Raw genomic sequence first — 19,835 nt, 5'->3', positions numbered from 1 at the left:
TGGGGGTGCTGCTCGCCGCGGCCCTCGCCCGCCGCTCCGGCGCCGCGCGCGCTGTCCGTTTCATCGACGAGGAAGGATGAGCAGATGACCGCGCTCGCCGAACCCGACATCCTGTGCGAGGGTCTCGTGCGCATCTTCACGGCTCAAGGCGTGGAGGTGCAGGCACTGCAGGGTCTCGATCTGCGGGTCGAGCGCGGGGAGCTCGTCGCGCTCGTGGGCGCCTCCGGCTCGGGCAAGTCGACGCTGCTCGGCATCCTCGCCGGCCTCGACACGCCCACCGCGGGGTCGCCCGCGTCGCGGGTCACGACCTGACCGCGATGCGGCGCGCCGAACGGATCGCGTATCGCCGCGGCAGCGTCGGCTTCATCTGGCAGCAGACGAGTCGCAACCTCGTGGGCTACCTCACGGCGGCCGAGAACATCGCGCTCGCGCAGCACGTGGCGGGAGTCGTTCCGCGTGCGGAGCGAGAGGCGCGCGGCGCCGAGCTGCTCGAGCTGCTCGAGATCGGCGACCTCGCCGACCGGCGGCCGGCCGAGCTCTCCGGCGGGCAGCAGCAGCGCGTCGCGCTCGCGGTCGCGCTCGCCAACGGCCCGCGCGTACTGCTCGCCGACGAGCCCACGGGCGAGCTCGACGAGGTCACGAGCGCCCAGGTGCTCGAGGCGATGGAGACCGTCGGCCGCGAGCAGGGCCTCACGACGCTCGTGGTGACCCACGACGCGGCCGTCGCCGAACACGTGGACCGCACCATCCGCATCCGCGACGGGCGCACCTCGACCGAGGTGCTGCGCCGTACCCACACGGATGCCGAAGGCGGGCGAGTGCGGGTGGCCGAGGAGTTCGCGGTGCTCGACCGTGCGGGGCGCATGCAGCTGCCCGCCGAGTTCATCGCGGTGCTCGAGCTGCGTGACCGCGTGCGACTCGGCCTCGAACCGGATCGGATCGAGGTGCGACCGGGGCAACCGCATGGCGCGCGCCCGGATGCGCCGTACGAGGGGAGGAGGCGCGATGACCGCCGTGCTGCGTGCGGAGGGTCTCACGCGCGTGTTCGCGACCCCGGCCGGCGAGGTGCGCGCCGTGGACGGCGCGACGCTCGAGGTCGCAGCGGGCGAGCTCGTCGTGCTGCAGGGAAGGTCGGGAGCCGGTAAGACGACACTGCTCACGATGCTCGGTGGGCTGGACCGGTCGACCGCGGGCCGGGTCGAGCTCGACGGTCGTGCGCTCGAGACGCTCGACGAGCAGGAGCTTCGTCAGCTGCGCTCGACGCGCGTGGCATCCGTGTTCCAGACCTTCGGGCTGCTGCCCGTGCTCTCTGCAGCCGAGAACGTCGAGGTGCCGTTGCGCATCCTGCGGGTGCCGCGCGCCGAGCGAGAGCGGCGGGTGGCCGAGGCCCTCGCCGCGGTCGACCTGAGCGACCATGCCGCGCAGCGGCCCGGCGAGCTCTCAGGGGCCAGCAGCAGCGGGTCGGCATCGCGCGCGCGATCGTCATCCGGCCGGCCCTCCTGCTCGCCGACGAACCGACCGGCCAACTCGACTCCGAGACGGGTGCCGCGATCATGGACCTCATCGCGCGCCTCGTCGCCGACACCGGCATGGCCGCGCTCGTGGCGACGCACGACCCCGCGCTCGCCGAACGGGCGAACCGAGTGCTGCGCATCCACGACGGCCGCCTCGACGGCTGAGGTCGAGGACGGCGCCGTCAGCGCGTGGGGGCGACCCCGTCGAGCAGGTAGCGGATGATGCTGCTCACCTCGCCCGAATCGTCGACCGTCAGGCGGTGCAGGATGAGCCCGTCCAGCCCGGCCATGAAGGCGCGCACGGCGTCGTCATCGTGCGTGCCGAGGGCGCCGAGCGCTCGGGCGGTCCAGGCCGTGAATCGGGCGCGGCCCGCGCCGAAGATGTCGGCGGCGTCGCCTTCGGCGACCTCGAGGAACAGCCGGTGGCGCGCGAGGGTCGCGATTCGGCCCGGCCCGGTCTGCAGTTCCACGACGCGGGTCAATTGGTCGACGAGCTCGTCGCGGCTGGACGGCGCATCGGCGAAGCGCTCGAACGCGCTGAGCTCGTCGGACGCCATCTGCTCGGCGATTCCCGTGAGCAGCGCGCGACGCGTGCGGAAGTAGTTCGAACAACTGCCCAGCGGCACCCCCGCAACCGTGTCGATGCGGGCATGGGTGAGGGCGCGCACCCCCTCGGTGCCGAGGATGCGGATGGCGGCGCGCAGGACGAGTTCACGCGTGCCTGCCATGGGCCCAGAGTAATCGCGGCACGGTATCGCCAGGCTACTATAACTGTAGTATCGTGCCCCCATGTCGACGACGTCCGCGACCCGATCCGTGCTACTGGGTGGGGTTCGACTCCAGGTGACCGTCGGTGGTGAGGGCCCCCGCTGCTCCTGCTGCACGGGTTCCCGCAGTCCGGAGCGGTGTGGGATGCGGTCGTCGCCGAACTGCCGATGCGACGCAGCATCCGTCCCGATCTGCGCGGTGCGGGCGCGAGCGATGTCCCGCGTGGCGGCTACGGGCTCGCATCGCAGATCGCCGAACTGTGCGCGTTGCTGGATGCTCTCGAACTCGACCGGGTCGACATCGTCGCGCATGACTGGGCGGCGCTCGTCGCCCTGGGCCTCGCGTTCGCATCCCCCGAGCGGCTGCGACGGCTCGTCATCGTCGGCGTGCCGCACCCCTTCATCCGGATCTCACCCGCGCTCGTGCGCGCCATGCCCAGCATGTGGTTCGACTTCGTGCTCGCCGCCCCGGGCATCGGTCCGGCGGCGCTCCGGCGAGGTCGCCAGCGCATCCTGCGCACCCTGCTCGTCGACTACTGCGCCCGCGAGCGTAGCGACGACGAGATCGAGGGCTACCTGGCCCCCTACCGCGACCCGGCACGGGCGCGCGCCGGATCGGCGCTGTACCGACGACTCATCCTGCCGACCTTCCTCGCGATCCTCGCCGGGCGATACCGCCGCCGCCGACTCGAGGTGCCGACGCTCGTCGTGTACGGCGCCGACGATCCGATCGTCGCGCGCATGGGCATGCAGAGCGCGAGCCGATGGGCGGCGCACCTCGAGGTGCACGCACTCGCCGGAGCCTCACATTTCGTGCCGGAGGAGCGGCCCGCCGAACTCGCGCGGGTGATCCGCGTCTTCCTCGACGGGGACGCCGCTCAGCGCGACTCGGGCTCGTCGGCAGCCGCAACCGGCCCCGTGGCGGGGTCGGCGGATGCCGCGAGCGGCGAGGCGTAACGGTCGGTGTCCAGAGGCGTGGGGGAGACGGCCGTCGACTCCGCCGGCTCGATGAGCGGCTCGTGCGGCACCTTCTGGTCGGTCGTCGCCGTGTACTGGTTCTCGGCCCACTGCTGCTGCTCGAGGATCACCGGATCGGTGCCCTGCTCCTCGTAGCGCCAGCGCTCGAGGTCGGCGGCGAAGAGCTTGCGGCCCTTGTTCGGCTTGTGCAGCCACAGCACGAGGCGCTCACGGTACTCGGAGAGCGTCTGGTCGGCCTGGTAGCTGAAGCTCACCGAGTTGACGCGCATGTCGGCGAGCTGGTGCGAGGCCCAGTCGGCGGCGTAGTTCGCACCCGCGATCGGCAGCAGACGCACCATGACATCCGCGTCGTTGGCCAGGTGCTCGGCGTGCTCACGCGCGGCGGGCGACTGACTGTGCCAGCGCGCCGCGTTCTGCCCCGCCGAGATGAGCGCGGTCACGGCGGCCGCGCGCGTCTCATGGTCGCGCTGGGCGACGAGCCGACGTGTGGCGCCGCGCCCGATGAGGGCCGCCACGATGCCGGCCACCACGATGGCGAGGAAGGGGATGACGGCGGACACCAGGATCCGCTGGCCGTCCTCGGAATAGAACCAGTCCACGAAGTCGTTCCACCACTGCATGGCGGCACCCTACGTCGGGTGCAGACGGAACGGGCTGTCTTCCCCCGCGCGCCGTGAGATTGTGCGGCGCTGCCGGCGCCGTGCTCAGCTGGTCGAGGAGCGTCGGGTCGTAGGCGCGACGCGTTTCGAAACCGACGTCGCGCCTACCGGCCGGTACCGTGCACCGCCAACGGCTCGATCGCCGCGAGTTCCTCGTCGGTCAACGGTGCACCGTCGAGCGCCGCGAGATTGTCCTCCAGCTGGGCCACGCTCGACGCCCCGATGAGGGCGCTCGTGACGCTCGGCTGCCGCAGCACCCACAACAGCGCGAGCTGCGCGAGGCTCTGCCCGCGCGCCTCGGCGATGGCGTTGAGGCCGCGTGCCCGCTCGAGGTAGGTCTCGCTGATGGTGTCGGCGTTCATCCAGCGGCCCTTCGCCGCGCGCGAGTCCTCGGGGATGCCGCCGAGGTAGCGGTTCGTCAGCAGTCCCTGCGCGAGGGGGAGAAGACGATGGACCCGATGCCGAGCTCGCCGATCGCATCCAGCAGCCCTTCCTCGGGCGTGCGGTTGAACATCGAATACGAGGGCTGGTGGATCAGCAACGGCACCCCTCGGCGGCGAGGGCGGCAGCGGCGCGGCGGGTGTCGTCCGGACCGTAGTTCGAGATGCCCGCGTAGAGCGCCTTGCCGCTGCGCACGGCGTGCGCGAGCGCCCTCATCGACTCCTCGATCGGGGTCTCGGGGTCGGGCCGGTGGTGGTAGAAGATGTCGACGTAGTCGAGCCCGAGACGCGTGAGCGAGGCGTCGAGCGAGCTCAGCAGGTACTTGCGCGAGCCCCACTCGCCGTACGGCCCCGGCCACATGTCGTAGCCGGCCTTCGACGAGACGATGAGCTCGTCGCGATACGGGCGCAGATCGCTCGCGAGGATGCGGCCGAAGTTCTCCTCGGCCGACCCGGGAGGCGGGCCGTAGTTGTTCGCGAGATCGAAATGGGTGACGCCGAGATCGAAGGCGCGCAGCACGATCGAACGCTGCGTCGTGAGCGGCCGGTCGTGGCCGAAGTTGTTCCAGAGACCCAACGAGATACGCGGCAGCTTGAGGCCCGAGCGGCCCACGCGGGCGTATTCGAGGCGGTCGTAACGGTCGTCGGCAGCGGTGTACGGCATGTGCTCACCCTAGGGTGCGTTGGTCGAGACCGGATCGTTCGCGTGTCGCGCGTTCCCACCCGGCCTCGACCAACGCACCCGGGGAACGGATGCGACATCCGCTGCGTTGCATCCAGTGTCCCCAACACACGAAAGCAGGTCGCATCATGCGCACGTTCGTTCTCGCCGGCGGTTGTTTCTGGTGCCTGGATGCGGTGTACCGCACGCTCGAGGGCGTGACGGACGTCGTGTCGGGCTACACGGGAGGATCGGTGCCGAACCCGAGCTACGAGCTCGTGTGCACGGGCAGCACGGGCCACGCCGAGGCCGTCGCGGTGACCTTCGACGAGACGGTGATCCCGGCGAGCGTCATCCTCGACGTGTTCTTCACGCTGCACGACCCGCGTCAGCTGAACCGCCAGGGCAACGACGTCGGCACCCAGTATCGCTCGGCGATGTTCTATGCCGACGAGGAGCAGAAGGCCGAGTTCACGGCGTCGCTCGAGCGCGCTCGGGAGATCTGGGGTGACGGAGTCGTGACGTCGGTCACGAAGCTCGGGGAGTTCTTCCGCGCGGAGGAGTACCACCAGGACTTCTTCGCCAAGAATCCCGGTCAGGGTTACTGCCTCGCGGTCGCGCTGCCCAAGGTCAACAAGGTGCGCAAGGGCTTCGCGCAGTACGTCAAGGCGGCCTGAGCGCGCCAGCGGATTCGGGGTTGCGTCGTAAAGCTAATGCCATTAGCTTTACGACGTGACCTCCACCGTCTCCTTCCTCACCCGCCCCTCTCCGCAACCGCGGATGCCGTGGGCCGCGTAGCCTACGAGGTGCGCGGCGACGGCCCGCTCGTGGTGACCGCGCCCGGGATGGGCGATCTGCGATCCGCCGACACCGCGCTCGCGGAGGCCCTCGTGGCCGACGGCTTCCGGGTCGCGACGCTCGACCTGCGCGGCCACGGCGATTCGGACGCGGGGTTCGCCGAACTCGGCGACCCGGCCACGGCATCCGATCTGATCGCCCTCATCGAGCAGCTCGGCGGCCCCGCCGTGATCGTCGGCACCTCGATGGGTGCGTCCTCCGCGCTGCTCGCCGCGGCGGACCGGCCCGAGCTCGTGCGCGGGCTCGTGCTGCTCTCGCCCTTCGTGCGCAATGGGGCAGGCCCCGCCTGGGCCATGCGCCTCATGTTCCGGGCGCTCTTCGCCCGGCCGTGGGGTGTGGCCGCCTGGCTCGGGTACTACCGCAGCACCCTCAACAAGGGCGCCGTGCCCGCCGACCACGAGGCGCATGTCGCCGAGATCGGCGCATGGCTGCGCCGGCCCGGTCGGCTCGCCGAGTTCCGTCGGCTCACCTCCGTGCTCGACCATGCCCCCGTCGCGGCGCGCATCGCCGAGGTGCGAGCCCCCGCGCTCGCGATCGTCGGCGCACTCGATCCCGACTTCCGCGATCCGGCGGCCGAGCTCGCGCACATCGCCGAGGTGCTGCCGGGCGCTCAGACGCTGCTCGTCGACGACGCCGCCCACTACCCGCACCGCCAGCGCCCGGATGTCGTGCTGCCCGCCGTCCGCACCTTCGTGGCGCAAGTGGCCGCGCGTGCCTAGGGCCGGCCTCAGCCGCGACGCGGTCGTCGCCCTCACGGTCGAGCTGCTCGACGCCGACCCGCACGCCCCGATCACGCTCGCGGCCGTGGCGTCGCGGGCGGGCGTCGCGGTGCCGAGCCTGTACAAGCACGTGCGCTCGCTCGACGAGCTGCGGGATGCGGTCGCCGTCGTGGGGGTCACGCGACTCGCCGACGCGGTGGCGGATGCGGTGGCTGGCGCCTCGGGGCGTGCCGCGTTCCGCGCCGCGGGGCGGGCGATCCGCGCCGAGGCGCGCGCGCATCCGGGGCTCTATCTCGCCAGTCAGCCCGCGCCCGGCCGCGAGGCGTCGGCGGAGCTGCTCGCGGCGGGGGAGCGGGCCGTCGCCCTGCTCGCCGGGGTGGTGCGCCGCGAGGGGCTGCTGGCGGCGCGCGAGGTGGATGCCGTGCGCATCGCGCGCGCTGCCGTGCACGGCTTCGTGCTGCTCGAGGCGGCCGGCGGGTTCGGGTTGCCCGACGATGTCGACGCGAGCTTCGATCGGCTGCTCGACGTGGTCTGGGCGGGGTTCGCGGAGCTCGGCTGAAGATTCTCAGGGGTACTCGACACGGGGCGACCCCCGCGGGGTACGGTCGATTCAGAGGCAGTCGACAGCCACGCGAAGGAGCAGATCATGAGCGAGAGCACGACCGTCGAACAGCGGTGGGTCGCCTTCGGGCCCGCGGGCGCCGTGGGCGCCATCCACCGCACCGCCGAGGGCTTCCAGATGAAGCTGCTCGACGACGACACCTACCGAGGCACCTACCCCACCCTCGAGGTCGCGAAGAGCGCGCTGCACGCCGCGCTCGAGCCCGGTTCGGAGTGGCCGGACTTCCGCGAGCACTGAACTCGCGGGGTCTCCTCTCCTTCACCGCCGCACCGGATGCGGGTCATCCCCGGATCCGGTCGCGGCACCCTGCGCGCGTCCCCGCGCCGGGCATCCTGGCCTGACGGCGCCCGGACGTCACCGGCACGATTGCCCGGGCGCCGTCCAGCTGAGGGCGCGCCGAACAGGGAGAGACCGATGACCGATAACCTCACCGTGGCGGGGCTCGTGGCCACGCCGATCAAGCACACCGTCACCGCCGAGGGGCTCGAGATCAGCTCGTTCCGCCTCGCGTCCACGAGCCGCCGCTACGACGCCGCGAGCAAGGCCTGGGTCGACGGCGAGCCGTAGAGTCAAATATCACACACGCGCTTATCCGCTACGTTTTGGGGCATGGCGAAGCCCGAATTCCCCCGCCACGTGTTTATCGACGGAGACGCAAGCGCTGAGCGCATTAGGGCCTTTGCGGAGGCGCCAAACGAAGAACAGCGCATCGCATTGACAGCCTTGCGCTCGTTGGTGGCCAGAAGTGCATCCGCGCACATGGCGCCGATGATGTCGGTCGTGTACACGGTTTTTCTGGGCTACGGAGCGATCGTGTTTACGGCAATCCCGGCCCAAAGAGCAACGATAAGCGATTGGCCGTACAGCTGGCTCGGGCTCGAGCCGCTTAGTTTCAGCTTCGGGCCATGGGCTCAGCTTGCTGCGCTGGTGGTGGTGAGCGCGCTGAGCTTGGCTCTGGCCAGAATGCTCTTCCACCTGGAGAACCGTTCGAGGCGGGCGGGGCTCATCCTAGCCGCGTATGAGGGCGAGCTGCGCCGGCGCGAGAATGCGAGCGGTTGGAGGGCGCGCAGGTGGCGCAAGGCACACCCGATTGAGTGGAGCTAGTGCCCTAGCAAGAAAGGCGCATCCCGGTGCGAGTAGGCCTCCACCTGTCGCGGTAATTGTCGGGGTCTCGGGGGTGTCCGGCTTCCCAGTCGTCTTGTATCGCAACCTCAGCGTCGAAGCGGTCAACGTGTGCCCCGAGGTCTACGCCGTCCAGTGAACGGGCGTCCCAGAATGTCGCATGGTTCCGGCCTAGGTGAACCTTCTGAACCGTCCCGATTTGTCGCCCGTGCCTGTCGTGACTCACCGAATGCCAAGAGCCGCTAGCATCGGCGCATGTCCGACCCGAACCCGTGGGCTTCTGTCCTGCCGTCTGTCGTTGCGAGCGTAGTAACAACTTTGGTGACGCTGGCAATCACGTGGCTAGTAGCTCGCGCCCAGTCGCGGCGCACTCTCGGCAAGCACCCCTTGGTGCTGCGTCGTATGGGAGTAACCGATTGGCAGTTGGTCAACCTTTCGAAGAAGCCGCTTCCCGGCCTCAACGTCAGCTATCAGGCCCCCGTTGCAGGATCAACGCAGACGACGTTTCAGGCAATCGAGACCTACGGCGGAATCATCTACCCGTCCGGCAATCAGTACATTGGGGACCTTCCGGACGGGGCCGTTGTGACCGTGAATTGGACAAAGTTGGGGCGCAAAGGGGTCAAGGCCTGGTACATGGCGTCAGTTCGGATGAAGGGCGATGTCGATGAGTACCCCCTTCGCGCAGAAAAACAAACGGGCAGCGTTCATTAGGGCAACCGCACGAGCCAGCAGCTCGGGCACTCCCACTGCGGGCGATCGACCGTGCCGAGGATCTCGAAGGACACGAGACAGCTCGGGCAGTTGGGGCTTTCCGGCAAGTCGTCCACTGTGCTATTCCGTAGCGAGCCTCAGGCCCCGGGCGGTGTAGAAGTTGACGCCCCCGGTGAGGTCTTCGACGCCGTAGACCGTGCGGCCACCGTCTGAGGTCTCCCGAATGTCGATCACAATGCCGCGGTAGCCCGCCGCGTACACATCGTCACCGACATCGAATGCGCCTTCGCTCATGGCTGAAGGGTAGCGAGGGTGTGGATACCCCTGGCACGGTTGGAGCATGGCGTTGACTCAAGAGGGCTTTGAAGGACTCGCGCTCGACATCGCGCATGGAATCCCCTCGATCGTGGCGTGCTCGGTTCGCGGCTACGTTGCGACACTCACCGTTCAGTCGCGCTCCAAGAAGCAGACGTACCCGGCGTACGTGGAGTACGACCCGAAGGCCGATCACCTTTCGCTCAGAGACCCGGCGGGCAAGTCCACGACCGTTCACAACCTCCTCCGCTCGCTCGTTGACGGAGACGATTTCCTCGGAGAGTTCGCGGTCACCACGGCGCGGAAGGTGGCGCTGCTCGATTTCGAGCGGAGCGCATCGGAGAGGGGAGCTGACAACCTCGGAGGTAGTAGACCTCGGCATCCGAGGTGTCCCAAGAACTCCGCAGCGAAGCTCCTCAGCGCCGCAGTTGAGGCCTGAGTGCTCACCGTCCGCACCGGCCCGGAGAACGCGGAGCTCTACGCAGTCGCGGATCCACTGTCGTAGTCCGAGATGCGGAAAAGCACCCGATCCTCTCGCGAGGCGGGGGCTTCCGACTATGGGACCCGAGGAGGCGGAGGGCCACCCGCAATTGAGACCGCGGGGGGCCTGCCCTTGCGGGGGCGCTGTTGGCGAGAATCAACGCCGTCAGTTTCTCCAGATAGGTGATTGCGGGATCCAAGGTCATCGCGAGGCCGCTGATTGAGATGGTGTGCTGAGTCACCTGGGCTCCGTTCGGGAGCAGCACCGGAGTTTGACGACACAGGCCAGCGGAGAAGTGCTGATTGCCGTGCATGACTCCCGAGCACACGCGCCACGCAGCGAGCCCCCGATCATGGCATTGGGCGTAACGATCCGGTCGGTCTTGATGAGTAGGTCGGTCAGCGTCGGGAGGCCGTTGATAGTCCTCTGCCGCAGATTGGGGCGCCGGTCCTTGGTGTCGATCAGAACCGCCTCAAGCCAATCGGTTAGCGCCTTGGTGTGAGTGCCCGCGGCCTTGGTGTATGTGTCTACTTTCAGCCTCTGATCCCATTGCAGTTCGAGGAGCCGGATGAGCCGGGCGCTGAGCGTTCCTGCCTCCTGTAGCCACACGCCGTACGCGCTGGACTCGATTGCCGAGCGGATGAGCGTGAAGGGCGTAAGCGGAGGGACGCTGCCCCTGTTCCAGAAGCTCTGAACGACGCTGAGGTGTTCGAGCGAGTTGGTAACGAGGTAGTGCAGCTCGAACGACATTTGCCGAAAGAGCGCCGAGGCTGCATTGTCCTCAGCGAGCTGACTAGTTGGGTCGATGCTCCAGGTATCTAGGTTCTGGGCCACTGTGCCCAGTCGCTCGAAGTATTGATTGAGCAGCCCACCCGCGAAGTCGTCTTGCTGCTCGGGGCTCAGGCGTTCCCACAGGCTCGAAGGTTGCACGCCTAGGTCTTATCGCACAGCGCCGTCACTCGTGCTCGGTCAGCGGCATAAGCGGCCTGAGCAAACTTCCTGCGGCGCGCCCCGGTCGGGGCGTAAAATCCAGTCAGGCGATCCAGTACGGGTGTCGCCCTAGCCGAGCAGAAAGGGCACCGTGGCGAACCTTCCATAATCGCCGCATCTAGGCGATTGAACTGCAAGCGCAGTCAGAACGGATCGCCATGCCTATTTTCAGCCAGAAGCCCGAGCCTCCTCCTCAGTCCCGCTCGACGAACGAGTGGGACCACAAGACTGCCCAGACCAAAGCGAGGTGGCGAACGCTTCAGGTTCTCGTCGTCGCCGTGGCTGTCGTTCTTGCCGCCGTATTCGGCCAGCATCCGCCCGGAGTGGCTGAACTGATCGCGAGCCTCATCCGCCTGTAGGCGGCCACTCGTGCTCGATCAGAGACAGGCACCAGTCGGAGCCGGTCGGCCATGCGCCCCCGCGCCGCGAGTTGCCGGTGTCACGGCGATGCGGGAGTACATGCCGCGCAGCAGCTCTTCTCCTGCACCGCCGCACCGGATGTGGGTCATCCCCGGATCCGGTCGCGGTGCCCTGTGCGCCCCGCCGCCCCGGCCATCCTGGCCTGACGGCGCCCGGACGTCACCGGCACGACCCCGGGCGCCGTCCATCAGAGGGCGCGCAGAACAGGGGAGACACCGATGTCCGAGAACATCACCGTCGCGGGGCTCGTCGCCACGCCGATCAAGCACACCGTCACCGCCGAGGGGCTCGAGATCAGCTCGTTCCGCCTCGCGTCCACGAGCCGCCGCTACGACGCCGCGAGCAAGGCCTGGGTCGACGGCGAGACCAACTGGTTCACCGTCACCGCCTTCCGGCACCTCGCCGCCAACGTGCACGCGTCACTCGACAAGGGGCACCGGGTGGTGGTCGCCGGGCGGCTCCGGGTGCGCGAGTGGCGCAACGGCGAGCAGCTCGGCCGCGACGTCGAGGTCGTCGCCGACGCGCTCGGGCCCGATCTCGCCTGGGGCCGCGCGCAGTACACGCGCACGCCGCGTCGGATCGCGGTCGACACCGAGAGCACGCCGTCCGGCGTCGACGCCGGGGCGGATGCTGCGGCGGACGCGGCGGATGCCGCCGGATTCCCCGAGGAGGCGCAGGCCGCGCTCGCCACGCCGTTCTAGACTCGTCGATGCCGCGCGGCTCGCGCGGGCCGAGCATGGAGGATGCGATGACCCGACCGCGTCGAGCGCTCGCGTGCGCGGTCGTGGCCGTCGCCGGTGCGTTCGTGCTCGCCGGCTGCACGGCGCCCGAGCCGATGCCCACGCCCTCATCAAGCCACAGCACGACGAGCGAACCCACGCCCACGCCGACTCCGACGCCCGAGCCGGCGTTCGACGGCACGGCATCCGACAACCAGTCCTACTTCGATCACCTGAACCGCGAGCTCATCGACGCAGGCGGGGCCACCGGCGGCGCAGCGTTCATCGACAACCTCGTCGAGCACGGCTACCCGCGCGAGAACATGGAGGTCACGCCCGACAAGACGGCGATCGGCATCGGAGCCGACAACGTCGTGTTCTCGATCCGGTTCGGTGACACCTGCCTGCTCGGGCAGTGGGGCAACATCGGCTACACGAGCCTTGTGACCGAGGTGCTCTCGACGGGCCGCTGCATCGTCGGCACCGCCCGCCCCGCCTGAGCGCCGACCCCGGCAACGCCGCTCGCCGCGCCAGCCTAGGATCGTAGGCATGGCCGAATACATCTACTCCATGGTGCGCGCCCGCAAGAAGGTGGGCGACAAGCTCATCCTCGACGACGTGACGATGGCGTTCCTGCCGGGAGCCAAGATCGGCATGGTCGGCCCCAACGGTGCGGGCAAGTCCACGATCCTGAAGATCATGGCAGGGCTCGACACCCTCCAACGGCGAGGCCAAGCTCACGCCGGGCTTCAGCGTCGGCATCCTCATGCAGGAGCCCGAGCTCGACGAGTCCAAGACCGTCATCGAGAACATCCAGGACGGCATCGCCATCAAGGCGAAGCTCGACCGCTTCAACGAGATCTCGGCCGCGATGAGCGATCCGGATGCCGACTTCGATGCGCTGCTGGCCGAGATGGGCGTGCTGCAGGAGGAGATCGACGCCGCCGACGGCTGGGATCTCGACTCCCAGCTCGAGCAGGCGATGGATGCGTTGCGCACGCCGCCCGCCGACGCCGAGATCTCGGTGCTGTCCGGCGGTGAGAAGCGCCGCGTCGCGCTCGCGAAGCTGCTGCTGCAGAAGCCCGACCTGCTGCTGCTCGACGAGCCCACCAACCACCTCGACGCCGAGAGTGTGCAGTGGCTCGAGCAGCACCTGCAGAAGTACCCCGGCGCCGTCATCGCGATCACCCACGACCGGTACTTCCTCGACAACGTCGCCGAGTGGATCGCCGAGGTCGATCGCGGCCGCCTCTACCCCTACGAGGGCAACTACTCGACCTACCTCGAGAAGAAGGCCCAGCGCCTCGAGGTGCAGGGTAAGAAGGATGCCAAGCTCGCCAAGCGCCTCGCCGAGGAGCTCGACTGGGTGCGCTCGAACGCCAAGGGCCGCCAGGCGAAGTCCAAGGCGCGTCTCGCGCGCTACGAGGAGATGGCATCCGAGGCGGAGCGCACGCGCAAGCTCGACTTCGAGGAGATCCAGATCCCGCCGGGGCCGCGCCTCGGCTCGGTCGTGATCGAGGCCAAGAACCTGCAGAAGGGCTTCGGCGACCGCGTGCTCATCGACGGGCTCAGCTTCACGCTGCCGCCGAACGGCATCGTGGGCGTCATCGGCCCGAACGGTGTCGGCAAGACCACGCTCTTCAAGACGATCGTGGGCCTCGAGCCGCTCGACGGCGGCGAGCTCAAGATCGGCGAGACGGTCAAGATCAGCTACGTCGACCAGAGCCGCGCCAACATCGACCCGAACAAGACGCTGTGGGAGGTGGTCTCCGACGGCCTCGACATCATCGTCGTGGGCAAGACCGAGATCCCGAGCCGCGCCTACGTGTCGAAGTTCGGCTTCAAGGGCCCCGACCAGCAGAAGAAGGCCGGCGTGCTCTCGGGTGGTGAGCGCAACCGCCTCAACCTCGCGCTCACGCTCAAGGAGGGCGGCAACCTGCTGCTGCTCGACGAGCCGACCAACGACCTCGACGTCGAGACCCTGCAGTCGCTCGAGAACGCGCTGCTGGAGTTCCCCGGATGCGCGGTCGTGATCACCCACGACCGGTGGTTCCTCGACCGCATCGCGACCCACATCCTGGCCTACGAGGGCACCGAGGAGAACCCGGCGAACTGGTACTGGTTCGAGGGCAACTTCGACGCCTACGAGCAGAACAAGATCGAGCGCCTCGGCCCGGAGGCGGCGAAGCCGCACCGCTCGGTGTACCGCAAGCTCACGCGCGACTGACCGCCCTTCCCCAGAGGCGATCCATGGCCCGCATCCACATCCCGATCCGGCTGCGCTGGAGCGACGTCGACGCGTACGCGCACGTCAACAACGCCGAGATGCTGCGTCTGCTCGAAGAGGCGCGTATGGAGGCGTTCTGGCGCCCCGACGAGGGCGTCGACGCGCGGCCCACGGCGGTGCTCGACGCCCGGCCCGGCGCCCCGGTGCTGAGCCTCATCGCGCGCCAGGAGGTCGAGTACCTCGCGCCCATCCCGTTCCAGCGCAGTCCGATCGTGGTCGAGCTGTGGATCGGGCGGATCGGGGAGCGAGCATCGAGATCTGCTACGAGGTGTACTCGCCCGACGGCACGCAGCCGCGCATCCGCTACACGATCGCCTCAACGACGCTCGTCATGGTCGACGCCGCGACCGGCCGCCCGGTGCGCATCTCCGACGAGCTGCGCGAGCGGTTCGCACCCTACGTCGAGCAGCCGGTGGTCTTCGCCAAGCGCGGCTAGCACCCGCTCGCACCCATCGCGCTGAGGGTGCTGACTACTCCCCCGGAGCACCCCGATTACTCCACCGGGCGGTTCCGGATGCCGCACCCACGCCCGTAGCGTCGGCGCGTACCGTTCGCCACAGCCGAGGAGACCCCATGACCGCCACCATCGAACGCAGCGCTCCCCGCGCCTCCGTCGTCGCCCTGCTCGTGCTCGCCGCGGTCGTCGCCGTGGCGATCGCGACGAGCCTCATCGCCCTCGTGGCCCGCACGGCAGGAGCGGGGGATGCCTTCCCGCCCCTGCAGCCGCAGGCCTACCTCACCTTCGCGATCGCCGGCACCCTGCTCGCCATCGGCGGCTGGGCGCTCGTGGTGCGGCTCGTGCGCCGCTCGGCCCGCCTGCTGCGCGTGCTCGTGCCCGTGCTGCTCGTGCTCTCGTTCGTGCCCGACGCCGTGCTGCTGGCGACCGGGTTCCTCCCGGGCGCGACCCCCGGCGCCGTCATCGCCCTCATGCTCATGCACCCCGTGGTCGCGGGTGCCGCGGTGCTCGTGGGGCAGCGGATCGCACCGGCTCGCTGACCCCCAACGCAGCGACGCCGGCACCCCACGGGGTGGCCGGCGTCGCCGTCGAGTGGTCAGCTCAGCTCGTGAGCGAGTCCACGTACTCCTGGTTCTCCGACATCCACTGCGTCACGACATCGGTGAAGTCGCGCGGCACGTCGTCGACGTTGTACATGACGTTCTCGAGCGAGTAGAGCAGCTCCGAGTCGAGGGTGAACGCCTTCAGCCACTCGGTGAGCTGCGGGTAGTCGTCCTCGAAACCGGGGCGCGCCATGGTGTGGATCGACTCCTCGGCGCCGAGCGTGCCCTCCGGGTCTTCCAGATCCCGGATGGGGAACTCGTCGTAGGCCCAGTGCGGGCGCCACAGCGTCACGACGACGTTCTCGCCCGCGTCGATCGCGGCGCTCAGCTCGGCGAGCATGGCGGGGGTCGACGAGGTGATGAACTCCATGTCCTCGAGCCCGTAGGTCGGGATGACCTGCTCCTGCGTGGCCTGCGTGAGGCCCGCGCCCGGCTCGATGCCGACGATCTTGTTGCCGAACGCGTCGGCGTTGGCGGCGAGCTCGTCGATCGAGGTGATCGGGGCGTCCTCGTTGACCGCGAGGGTCAGCACGGCGTCTTCGTTCCAGGCGCCGAGGTCGACCACGTCGCTGTACTCCTTGACGTAGTCGGCGTGGGTGAGGGGCAGCCAGCCGTCGAGCGCCACATCGTAGTCGCCCGTGCTGAGGCCCGCGAACACGGGGCCCGCGTCGGCGTACTCGAGCGTCACGTCGTAGCCCTTGTCCTCGAGGATGATCTTCCACAGGTACGAGGCGGCCTCGCCCTCCGGCCAGCCGTTGAAGACGCCGATCGTGAGCGAGGTCTTGTCGCCGCCGTTCGCGCCGTCTCCGTCGCCGCCGTTCGATCCGGCATCCGTCGCGCAGGCGCTCAGCCCGAGCGCCGCGACGGCGCCGATCGCGAGGCTCGCGAGCAGTCGCTTGTTCATTCGTTCTTCCTTTCGGCTCCCGTGCTGTGGCGGGAGCGATTGGTGGGTGCGTGCCGGTCGTCGCCTCGGTCAGGCCGAGGTCGTCACCGACACCGTGTCGGCGGGCGTTTCGCCCGTCGAGTCGTCGCCGACCGGGCGGTCGGTGGCCGGGTTGCCGCGCCGGGGCCGGGCGAAGGAGCCGCGGCGCCCCGAGCCGAGCGTGGAGGTGAGGCGGTCGAGCAGGATCGCGAGGATCACCACCGAGAGTCCCGCTTCGAAGCCGAGCCCCACGTCGATGCGGTTGAGCGACTGGATGATGTCGCGACCGAGACCGGGCGCGCCCACCATGCTCGCGATGACGACCATCGAGAGGGCGAGCATGATCACCTGGTTGACGCCCGCCATGATGCTCGGCAACGCGAGCGGCAGCTGGATCTGGCGCAGGATGCGGCGCGGGGTCGCGCCGAACGCGTGGCCCGCCTCGACGACCTCGGCGTCGACACCGCGGATGCCGAGCTCGGTGAGACGCACCCCCGGCGCGAGCGCGAAGGCGATGGTGGCGACGATGCCGGGCACCACGCCGACGCGGAACAGGATGAGTGCGGGAATCAGGTACACGAACGCCGGCATCGTCTGCAGGAAGTCCAGGATCGGCCGCACGACCGCCGAGACGGTCGACGACCGCGCCGCCCAGATGCCGAGCGGAATGCTGATGAGCACCGCGATGAAGGCGGCCACGAGGGTCAGGGCGAGGGTGTCCATCGCGTTGTCCCACTGGTCGACCGCCACGATCACGAGCAGGCCCACGAGCGTGCCTGCACCGAACCGCCAGCCCCGCGCATACACGGCGACGGCGACCACGACGAGCACGATCGCCCACCACGGTGGCACGGCGAGCACCCAGTCGACGGCGTCGTAGAGCGCCAGGAAGACGCTGCGGATCACATCGAAGACGACGGTGAGGTAGGTCGTGACGAAGTCGACGACCCCTTCCACCCAGTCGCCGATCGGAAGTCGGAAGCCCTCGAGCATCAGACCGCTCCTTCCTGCGCGCCGGACGGCACCGCGCGACCGCTTTCGGCATCCGCGGCGTCGAGCGCCTCGCTCATGACGGTGATGGGCACGGTGGGCGGCGGTTCCACCGTCGGCAGCTCACCCGTGTGCGACGACACGTTGCCGAGCGCCGCGAGCAGGGTCACGCGCGGCACGACGCCGAGCAGGCGGTTGCGATCGTCGGTCACCGCGAGCGGCAGCGGGCTCTCGACCGCCGGTACGAAGAGCTCGGAGAGCGGCGTGTCGACGCTCACGGATGCGAAGTCGTCGTGGGTGATGGATGCGAGGCCGGTCGTGCCGGCGCGCAGCAGACGGATCGCGTCCTGGTCGCGCACGACGCCCGTGAGCACGCGGTCGCGTCCGACGACGTAGACGGCGGAGGTCTGCAGATCGCGCATGACCTTGAGGGCGGCCCGCGGTCCGGAGCTCGCCGAGACGGTCGCGCGCGCCGGCTCCATGACCGACGACGCGGTGAGCACCCGCGCGCGGTCGACATCCTGCACGAACTGCGCGACGTAGTCGTTGGCGGGGTCGGTGAGGATGTCTTCCGGGGTGCCGATCTGCACGATGCGACCGTCGCGCATGACGGCGATCCGGTCGCCGAGGAACATCGCCTCGTTGAGGTCGTGGGTGATGAAGACGATCGTCTTGCCGAGCGCGCTCTGCAGCTCCACGAGCTGCTCCTGCATCTCGCGTCGGATGAGGGGGTCGAGGGCGCTGAAGGCCTCGTCCATGAGCAGCACGTCGGTGTCGGCGGTGAGAGCGCGTGCCAGGCCGACACGTTGGCGCATACCGCCCGAGAGCTCGCCGGGGAGCTTGTCCTCCCAGCCCGAAAGACCCACGAGGTCGACGGTGCGCCGCGCCGCCTCGAGTCGCTCGTCCTTCGCCACGCCGCGCACCTCGAGCGCGTAGGCGACGTTGTCGAGCACGGTGCGGTGGGGCAGCAGGGCGAAGTGCTGGAACACCATCGATACGCGGCGACGGCGCAGGCCGCGCACCTGGGCGGCGCTCGCGCCGGTGAGCCGCTCGCCGCAGAGCTCGACCTCGCCCGCTGTCGCATCCAGCAGGCCGTTGAGCATACGGATCAGGGTGGACTTGCCCGAGCCGGAGAGCCCCATGACGACGAAGATCTCGCCGCTGCGCACCTCGAAGCTCGCGTCGATGACGGCCGCGGTGGCCGGCCGCACCTCGTCGCGGCTCGCTCCGGCGCGCAGCCGCTCCACGGCCTCCTGGGGTTGACGGCCGAACACCTTGTAGAGGCCTTCGGCGCGAAGTGCGATCTCGGTCACGGTCTCCTCGACCCGCGCCGAAGCGTCGGGTTCCGGTTACGGTCCGGGCCCACGAGACGTCCCGTGCGGAGCGGAGCTCCCTCGGACGCAGTGCCGCCGGGTGACGGCACGGTCTTCGCGTTGCCATACGAGCGCCGGCGGGTAAGCAGCCGGTGCGCGCGGTCCTGGGCTTGCAGCCCCCGGTCGTGTCGGACGCGTCGTCGGGCGGGCCTCGGCCACCGTAGCAGCGATGCGTGCCGGGCTTCAGGCCGCCCGAACGGGGCCGCCTGCCACCGTCTCGCCCATGTTCTCGGGGATCTCGGCGTGTCGCACCACCCACGGAGGCGGCCTCAGTTGTTACACCTTCGTTATCCGGGGACGCGGAGCGCAGGCCGTGACGTCACTCCCGCAGCTCCGGCACGCGCACCATGCCCTCCTGGGCGATGCTCGCCACGAGCACTCCCTCGCGCGTGAAGATCTGCCCCGTCGACAGGCCGCGACCGCCGGATGCCGTGGGCGATTCCTGCACGTAGAGCAGCCACTCGTCGACGCGCATCGGCCGGTGCCACCACATGGCGTGGTCGAGGCTGGCCATCTTGAGACCGCGATGGGTCCACTCCAGGCCGTGACCGCGCAGCACCGGCTCGAGGATCGAGTAGTCGCTCGCGTAGGCGAGGGCCGCGCGGTGCAGGTTGTCGTCGTCGGGCATCGGGCCGATCGTCTTCATCCAAAGCGCCTGCCGGGGGATGCGATGCGGGTCGGCGCGCAGGTAGATGGGCTGCTGCACGTGCCGGATGTCGAACGCCCGGCTGGTGGCCCAGAACTGGGCCACCGGATGATCGATCGGCCCCAGCACCTCCGCCGCAGAGGGCAGATCCTCGGGCGGTGTGACCCCCTCGGGCGCCTGAACCTGGTGCTCCAGTCCCGGGTCGTCATCCTGGAACGACGCGATCATCGAGAGGATCGGCACGCCGTTCTGGTAGGCCTGGGTTCGCCGCGTCGAGAACGAGCGACCGTCGTGGATCCGGTCGACCGAGAACGTGATCGGCTGGGTGGCATCGCCCGGCCGCAGGAAGTAGCCGTGAGTCGAGTGGATCGCGCGCTCCGGCTCGACCGTGCGGATCGCCGCCATGATCGACTGCGCGTACACCTGACCGCCGAACACGCGCCCCCGGGGGTCCATTGGCTGGGGCCGGTGAAGATGTCCTCGTCGGTGCGGGCGCCCGTGTCGGTGAGGTCGAGGGTCGCCAACAGGCCGGAGAGCGGGTCGGGAGCCGCACCAGGGTCGGTCATGCGCTCAGTCTAG

General features: G+C 69.4%; 19 protein-coding genes and 6 pseudogenes. 16 read left to right on the top strand and 9 right to left on the bottom strand.

Annotation, left to right across the window (positions count from 1 at the left end; all coding sequences use genetic code 11):
* Window positions 1–84: 84 nt before the first annotated feature.
* A pseudogene (locus QQK29_RS00815) lies at window positions 85–1,145 on the top strand (ABC transporter ATP-binding protein).
* A pseudogene (locus QQK29_RS18290) lies at window positions 1,042–1,679 on the top strand (ABC transporter ATP-binding protein). The pseudogenes QQK29_RS00815 and QQK29_RS18290 overlap by 104 nt, the downstream one beginning before the upstream one ends.
* Window positions 1,680–1,696: 17 nt before the next feature.
* On the opposite strand, the gene QQK29_RS00805 reads toward QQK29_RS18290, so the two are convergent.
* Entirely contained in the window at window positions 1,697–2,242 is a 546-nt protein-coding gene (locus QQK29_RS00805) for a TetR/AcrR family transcriptional regulator (protein WP_284296996.1), read from the bottom strand.
* 141 nt (window positions 2,243–2,383) lie between these two features.
* On the opposite strand from QQK29_RS00805, the gene QQK29_RS00800 reads away from it, so the two are divergent.
* Window positions 2,384–3,238, top strand: a complete 855-nt coding sequence (locus QQK29_RS00800) for an alpha/beta fold hydrolase (protein ID WP_348533904.1) — start codon at window positions 2,384–2,386, stop codon at window positions 3,236–3,238.
* Here the strand turns inward: QQK29_RS00800 and QQK29_RS00795 are convergent.
* Both QQK29_RS00795 and QQK29_RS00790 read right to left on the bottom strand, forming a co-directional pair.
* A complete protein-coding gene (locus QQK29_RS00795; RefSeq protein ID WP_284296994.1) occupies window positions 3,160–3,879 on the bottom strand; it encodes a hypothetical protein in 720 nt (239 codons plus the stop codon). The genes QQK29_RS00800 and QQK29_RS00795 overlap by 79 nt on opposite strands.
* A gap of 143 nt (window positions 3,880–4,022) precedes the next feature.
* Window positions 4,023–5,022: pseudogene (locus QQK29_RS00790) on the bottom strand (aldo/keto reductase).
* A gap of 146 nt (window positions 5,023–5,168) precedes the next feature.
* Here QQK29_RS00790 and msrA point away from each other — a divergent pair.
* The 7 genes from msrA to QQK29_RS00755 all read left to right on the top strand — a co-directional run bounded on the left by msrA (window position 5,169) and on the right by QQK29_RS00755 (window position 9,054).
* Complete coding sequence (gene msrA / locus QQK29_RS00785; protein ID WP_284296992.1) at window positions 5,169–5,696, top strand: peptide-methionine (S)-S-oxide reductase MsrA; 528 nt, start codon at window positions 5,169–5,171, stop codon at window positions 5,694–5,696.
* Between the two features lie 108 nt (window positions 5,697–5,804).
* Window positions 5,805–6,596 (top strand): alpha/beta fold hydrolase, encoded by a 792-nt coding sequence (locus tag QQK29_RS00780; protein WP_284296990.1) that lies wholly within the window; start codon window positions 5,805–5,807, stop codon window positions 6,594–6,596.
* Window positions 6,589–7,155: a TetR/AcrR family transcriptional regulator gene (locus QQK29_RS00775; protein ID WP_284296988.1), complete on the top strand. Its 567-nt coding sequence runs from the start codon at window positions 6,589–6,591 to the stop codon at window positions 7,153–7,155. Before QQK29_RS00780 ends, QQK29_RS00775 begins: the two co-directional genes overlap by 8 nt.
* 87 nt (window positions 7,156–7,242) lie before the next feature.
* Window positions 7,243–7,455: a methyltransferase gene (locus QQK29_RS00770; RefSeq protein ID WP_284296986.1), complete on the top strand. Its 213-nt coding sequence runs from the start codon at window positions 7,243–7,245 to the stop codon at window positions 7,453–7,455.
* A gap of 177 nt (window positions 7,456–7,632) precedes the next feature.
* The gene (locus QQK29_RS00765) at window positions 7,633–7,785 is read left to right on the top strand and encodes a single stranded DNA-binding domain-containing protein (protein WP_284296984.1); all 153 of its coding nucleotides are present in this window, start codon (window positions 7,633–7,635) and stop codon (window positions 7,783–7,785) included.
* A gap of 42 nt (window positions 7,786–7,827) precedes the next feature.
* Window positions 7,828–8,322, top strand: coding sequence for a hypothetical protein (locus QQK29_RS00760; RefSeq protein ID WP_284296982.1), 495 nt, complete (start codon window positions 7,828–7,830; stop codon window positions 8,320–8,322).
* A gap of 273 nt (window positions 8,323–8,595) precedes the next feature.
* The gene (locus QQK29_RS00755) at window positions 8,596–9,054 is read left to right on the top strand and encodes a hypothetical protein (protein ID WP_284296980.1); all 459 of its coding nucleotides are present in this window, start codon (window positions 8,596–8,598) and stop codon (window positions 9,052–9,054) included.
* A 120-nt stretch (window positions 9,055–9,174) separates the two neighbouring features.
* On the opposite strand, the gene QQK29_RS00750 is transcribed toward QQK29_RS00755, so the two are convergent.
* On the bottom strand, window positions 9,175–9,348 hold the full coding sequence (locus tag QQK29_RS00750; protein ID WP_284296978.1) for a hypothetical protein: 174 nt from the start codon (window positions 9,346–9,348) through the stop codon (window positions 9,175–9,177).
* A 46-nt stretch (window positions 9,349–9,394) separates the two neighbouring features.
* Between QQK29_RS00750 and QQK29_RS00745 the strand changes: the two genes are divergently transcribed.
* Entirely contained in the window at window positions 9,395–9,808 is a 414-nt protein-coding gene (locus QQK29_RS00745; RefSeq protein WP_284296976.1) for a hypothetical protein, read from the top strand.
* Between the two features lie 279 nt (window positions 9,809–10,087).
* Here QQK29_RS00745 and QQK29_RS00740 read toward each other — a convergent pair whose 3' ends face one another.
* On the bottom strand, window positions 10,088–10,780 hold the full coding sequence (locus QQK29_RS00740) for a hypothetical protein (RefSeq protein ID WP_284296974.1): 693 nt from the start codon (window positions 10,778–10,780) through the stop codon (window positions 10,088–10,090).
* A 698-nt stretch (window positions 10,781–11,478) separates the two neighbouring features.
* Between QQK29_RS00740 and QQK29_RS00735 the strand changes: the two genes are divergently transcribed.
* From QQK29_RS00735 to QQK29_RS00715, 5 genes and pseudogenes are all read left to right on the top strand, one after another.
* On the top strand, window positions 11,479–11,961 hold the full coding sequence (locus tag QQK29_RS00735) for a single-stranded DNA-binding protein (protein ID WP_284296972.1): 483 nt from the start codon (window positions 11,479–11,481) through the stop codon (window positions 11,959–11,961).
* Window positions 11,962–12,008: 47 nt separating this feature from the next.
* Window positions 12,009–12,479, top strand: a complete 471-nt coding sequence (locus QQK29_RS00730; RefSeq protein WP_284296971.1) for a DUF6993 domain-containing protein — start codon at window positions 12,009–12,011, stop codon at window positions 12,477–12,479.
* Between the two features lie 49 nt (window positions 12,480–12,528).
* Window positions 12,529–14,206: pseudogene (gene ettA / locus QQK29_RS00725) on the top strand (energy-dependent translational throttle protein EttA).
* A 23-nt stretch (window positions 14,207–14,229) separates the two neighbouring features.
* Window positions 14,230–14,702: pseudogene (locus QQK29_RS00720) on the top strand (acyl-CoA thioesterase).
* Between the two features lie 137 nt (window positions 14,703–14,839).
* Window positions 14,840–15,262, top strand: a complete 423-nt coding sequence (locus tag QQK29_RS00715; protein WP_284296968.1) for a DUF6069 family protein — start codon at window positions 14,840–14,842, stop codon at window positions 15,260–15,262.
* Window positions 15,263–15,323: 61 nt separating this feature from the next.
* Here QQK29_RS00715 and QQK29_RS00710 read toward each other — a convergent pair whose 3' ends face one another.
* The 4 genes and pseudogenes from QQK29_RS00710 to QQK29_RS00695 all read right to left on the bottom strand — a co-directional run bounded on the left by QQK29_RS00710 (window position 15,324) and on the right by QQK29_RS00695 (window position 19,822).
* Window positions 15,324–16,229 (bottom strand): glycine betaine ABC transporter substrate-binding protein, encoded by a 906-nt coding sequence (locus tag QQK29_RS00710; protein WP_284296966.1) that lies wholly within the window; start codon window positions 16,227–16,229, stop codon window positions 15,324–15,326.
* Between the two features lie 69 nt (window positions 16,230–16,298).
* Window positions 16,299–17,240 (bottom strand): ABC transporter permease, encoded by a 942-nt coding sequence (locus QQK29_RS00705; protein WP_284296964.1) that lies wholly within the window; start codon window positions 17,238–17,240, stop codon window positions 16,299–16,301.
* Window positions 17,240–18,550 (bottom strand): quaternary amine ABC transporter ATP-binding protein, encoded by a 1,311-nt coding sequence (locus tag QQK29_RS00700; protein ID WP_284296962.1) that lies wholly within the window; start codon window positions 18,548–18,550, stop codon window positions 17,240–17,242. The genes QQK29_RS00705 and QQK29_RS00700 overlap by 1 nt, the downstream gene beginning before the upstream one ends.
* 379 nt (window positions 18,551–18,929) lie before the next feature.
* Window positions 18,930–19,822: pseudogene (locus QQK29_RS00695) on the bottom strand (acyl-CoA thioesterase).
* Window positions 19,823–19,835 lie beyond the last annotated feature (13 nt).

Origin of the sequence: Homoserinibacter gongjuensis, from assembly GCF_030161875.1 — a bacterium.
GTDB lineage: Bacteria > Actinomycetota > Actinomycetes > Actinomycetales > Microbacteriaceae > Homoserinibacter > Homoserinibacter gongjuensis.
This window is presented reverse-complemented; position numbering and strand designations above follow the sequence as displayed.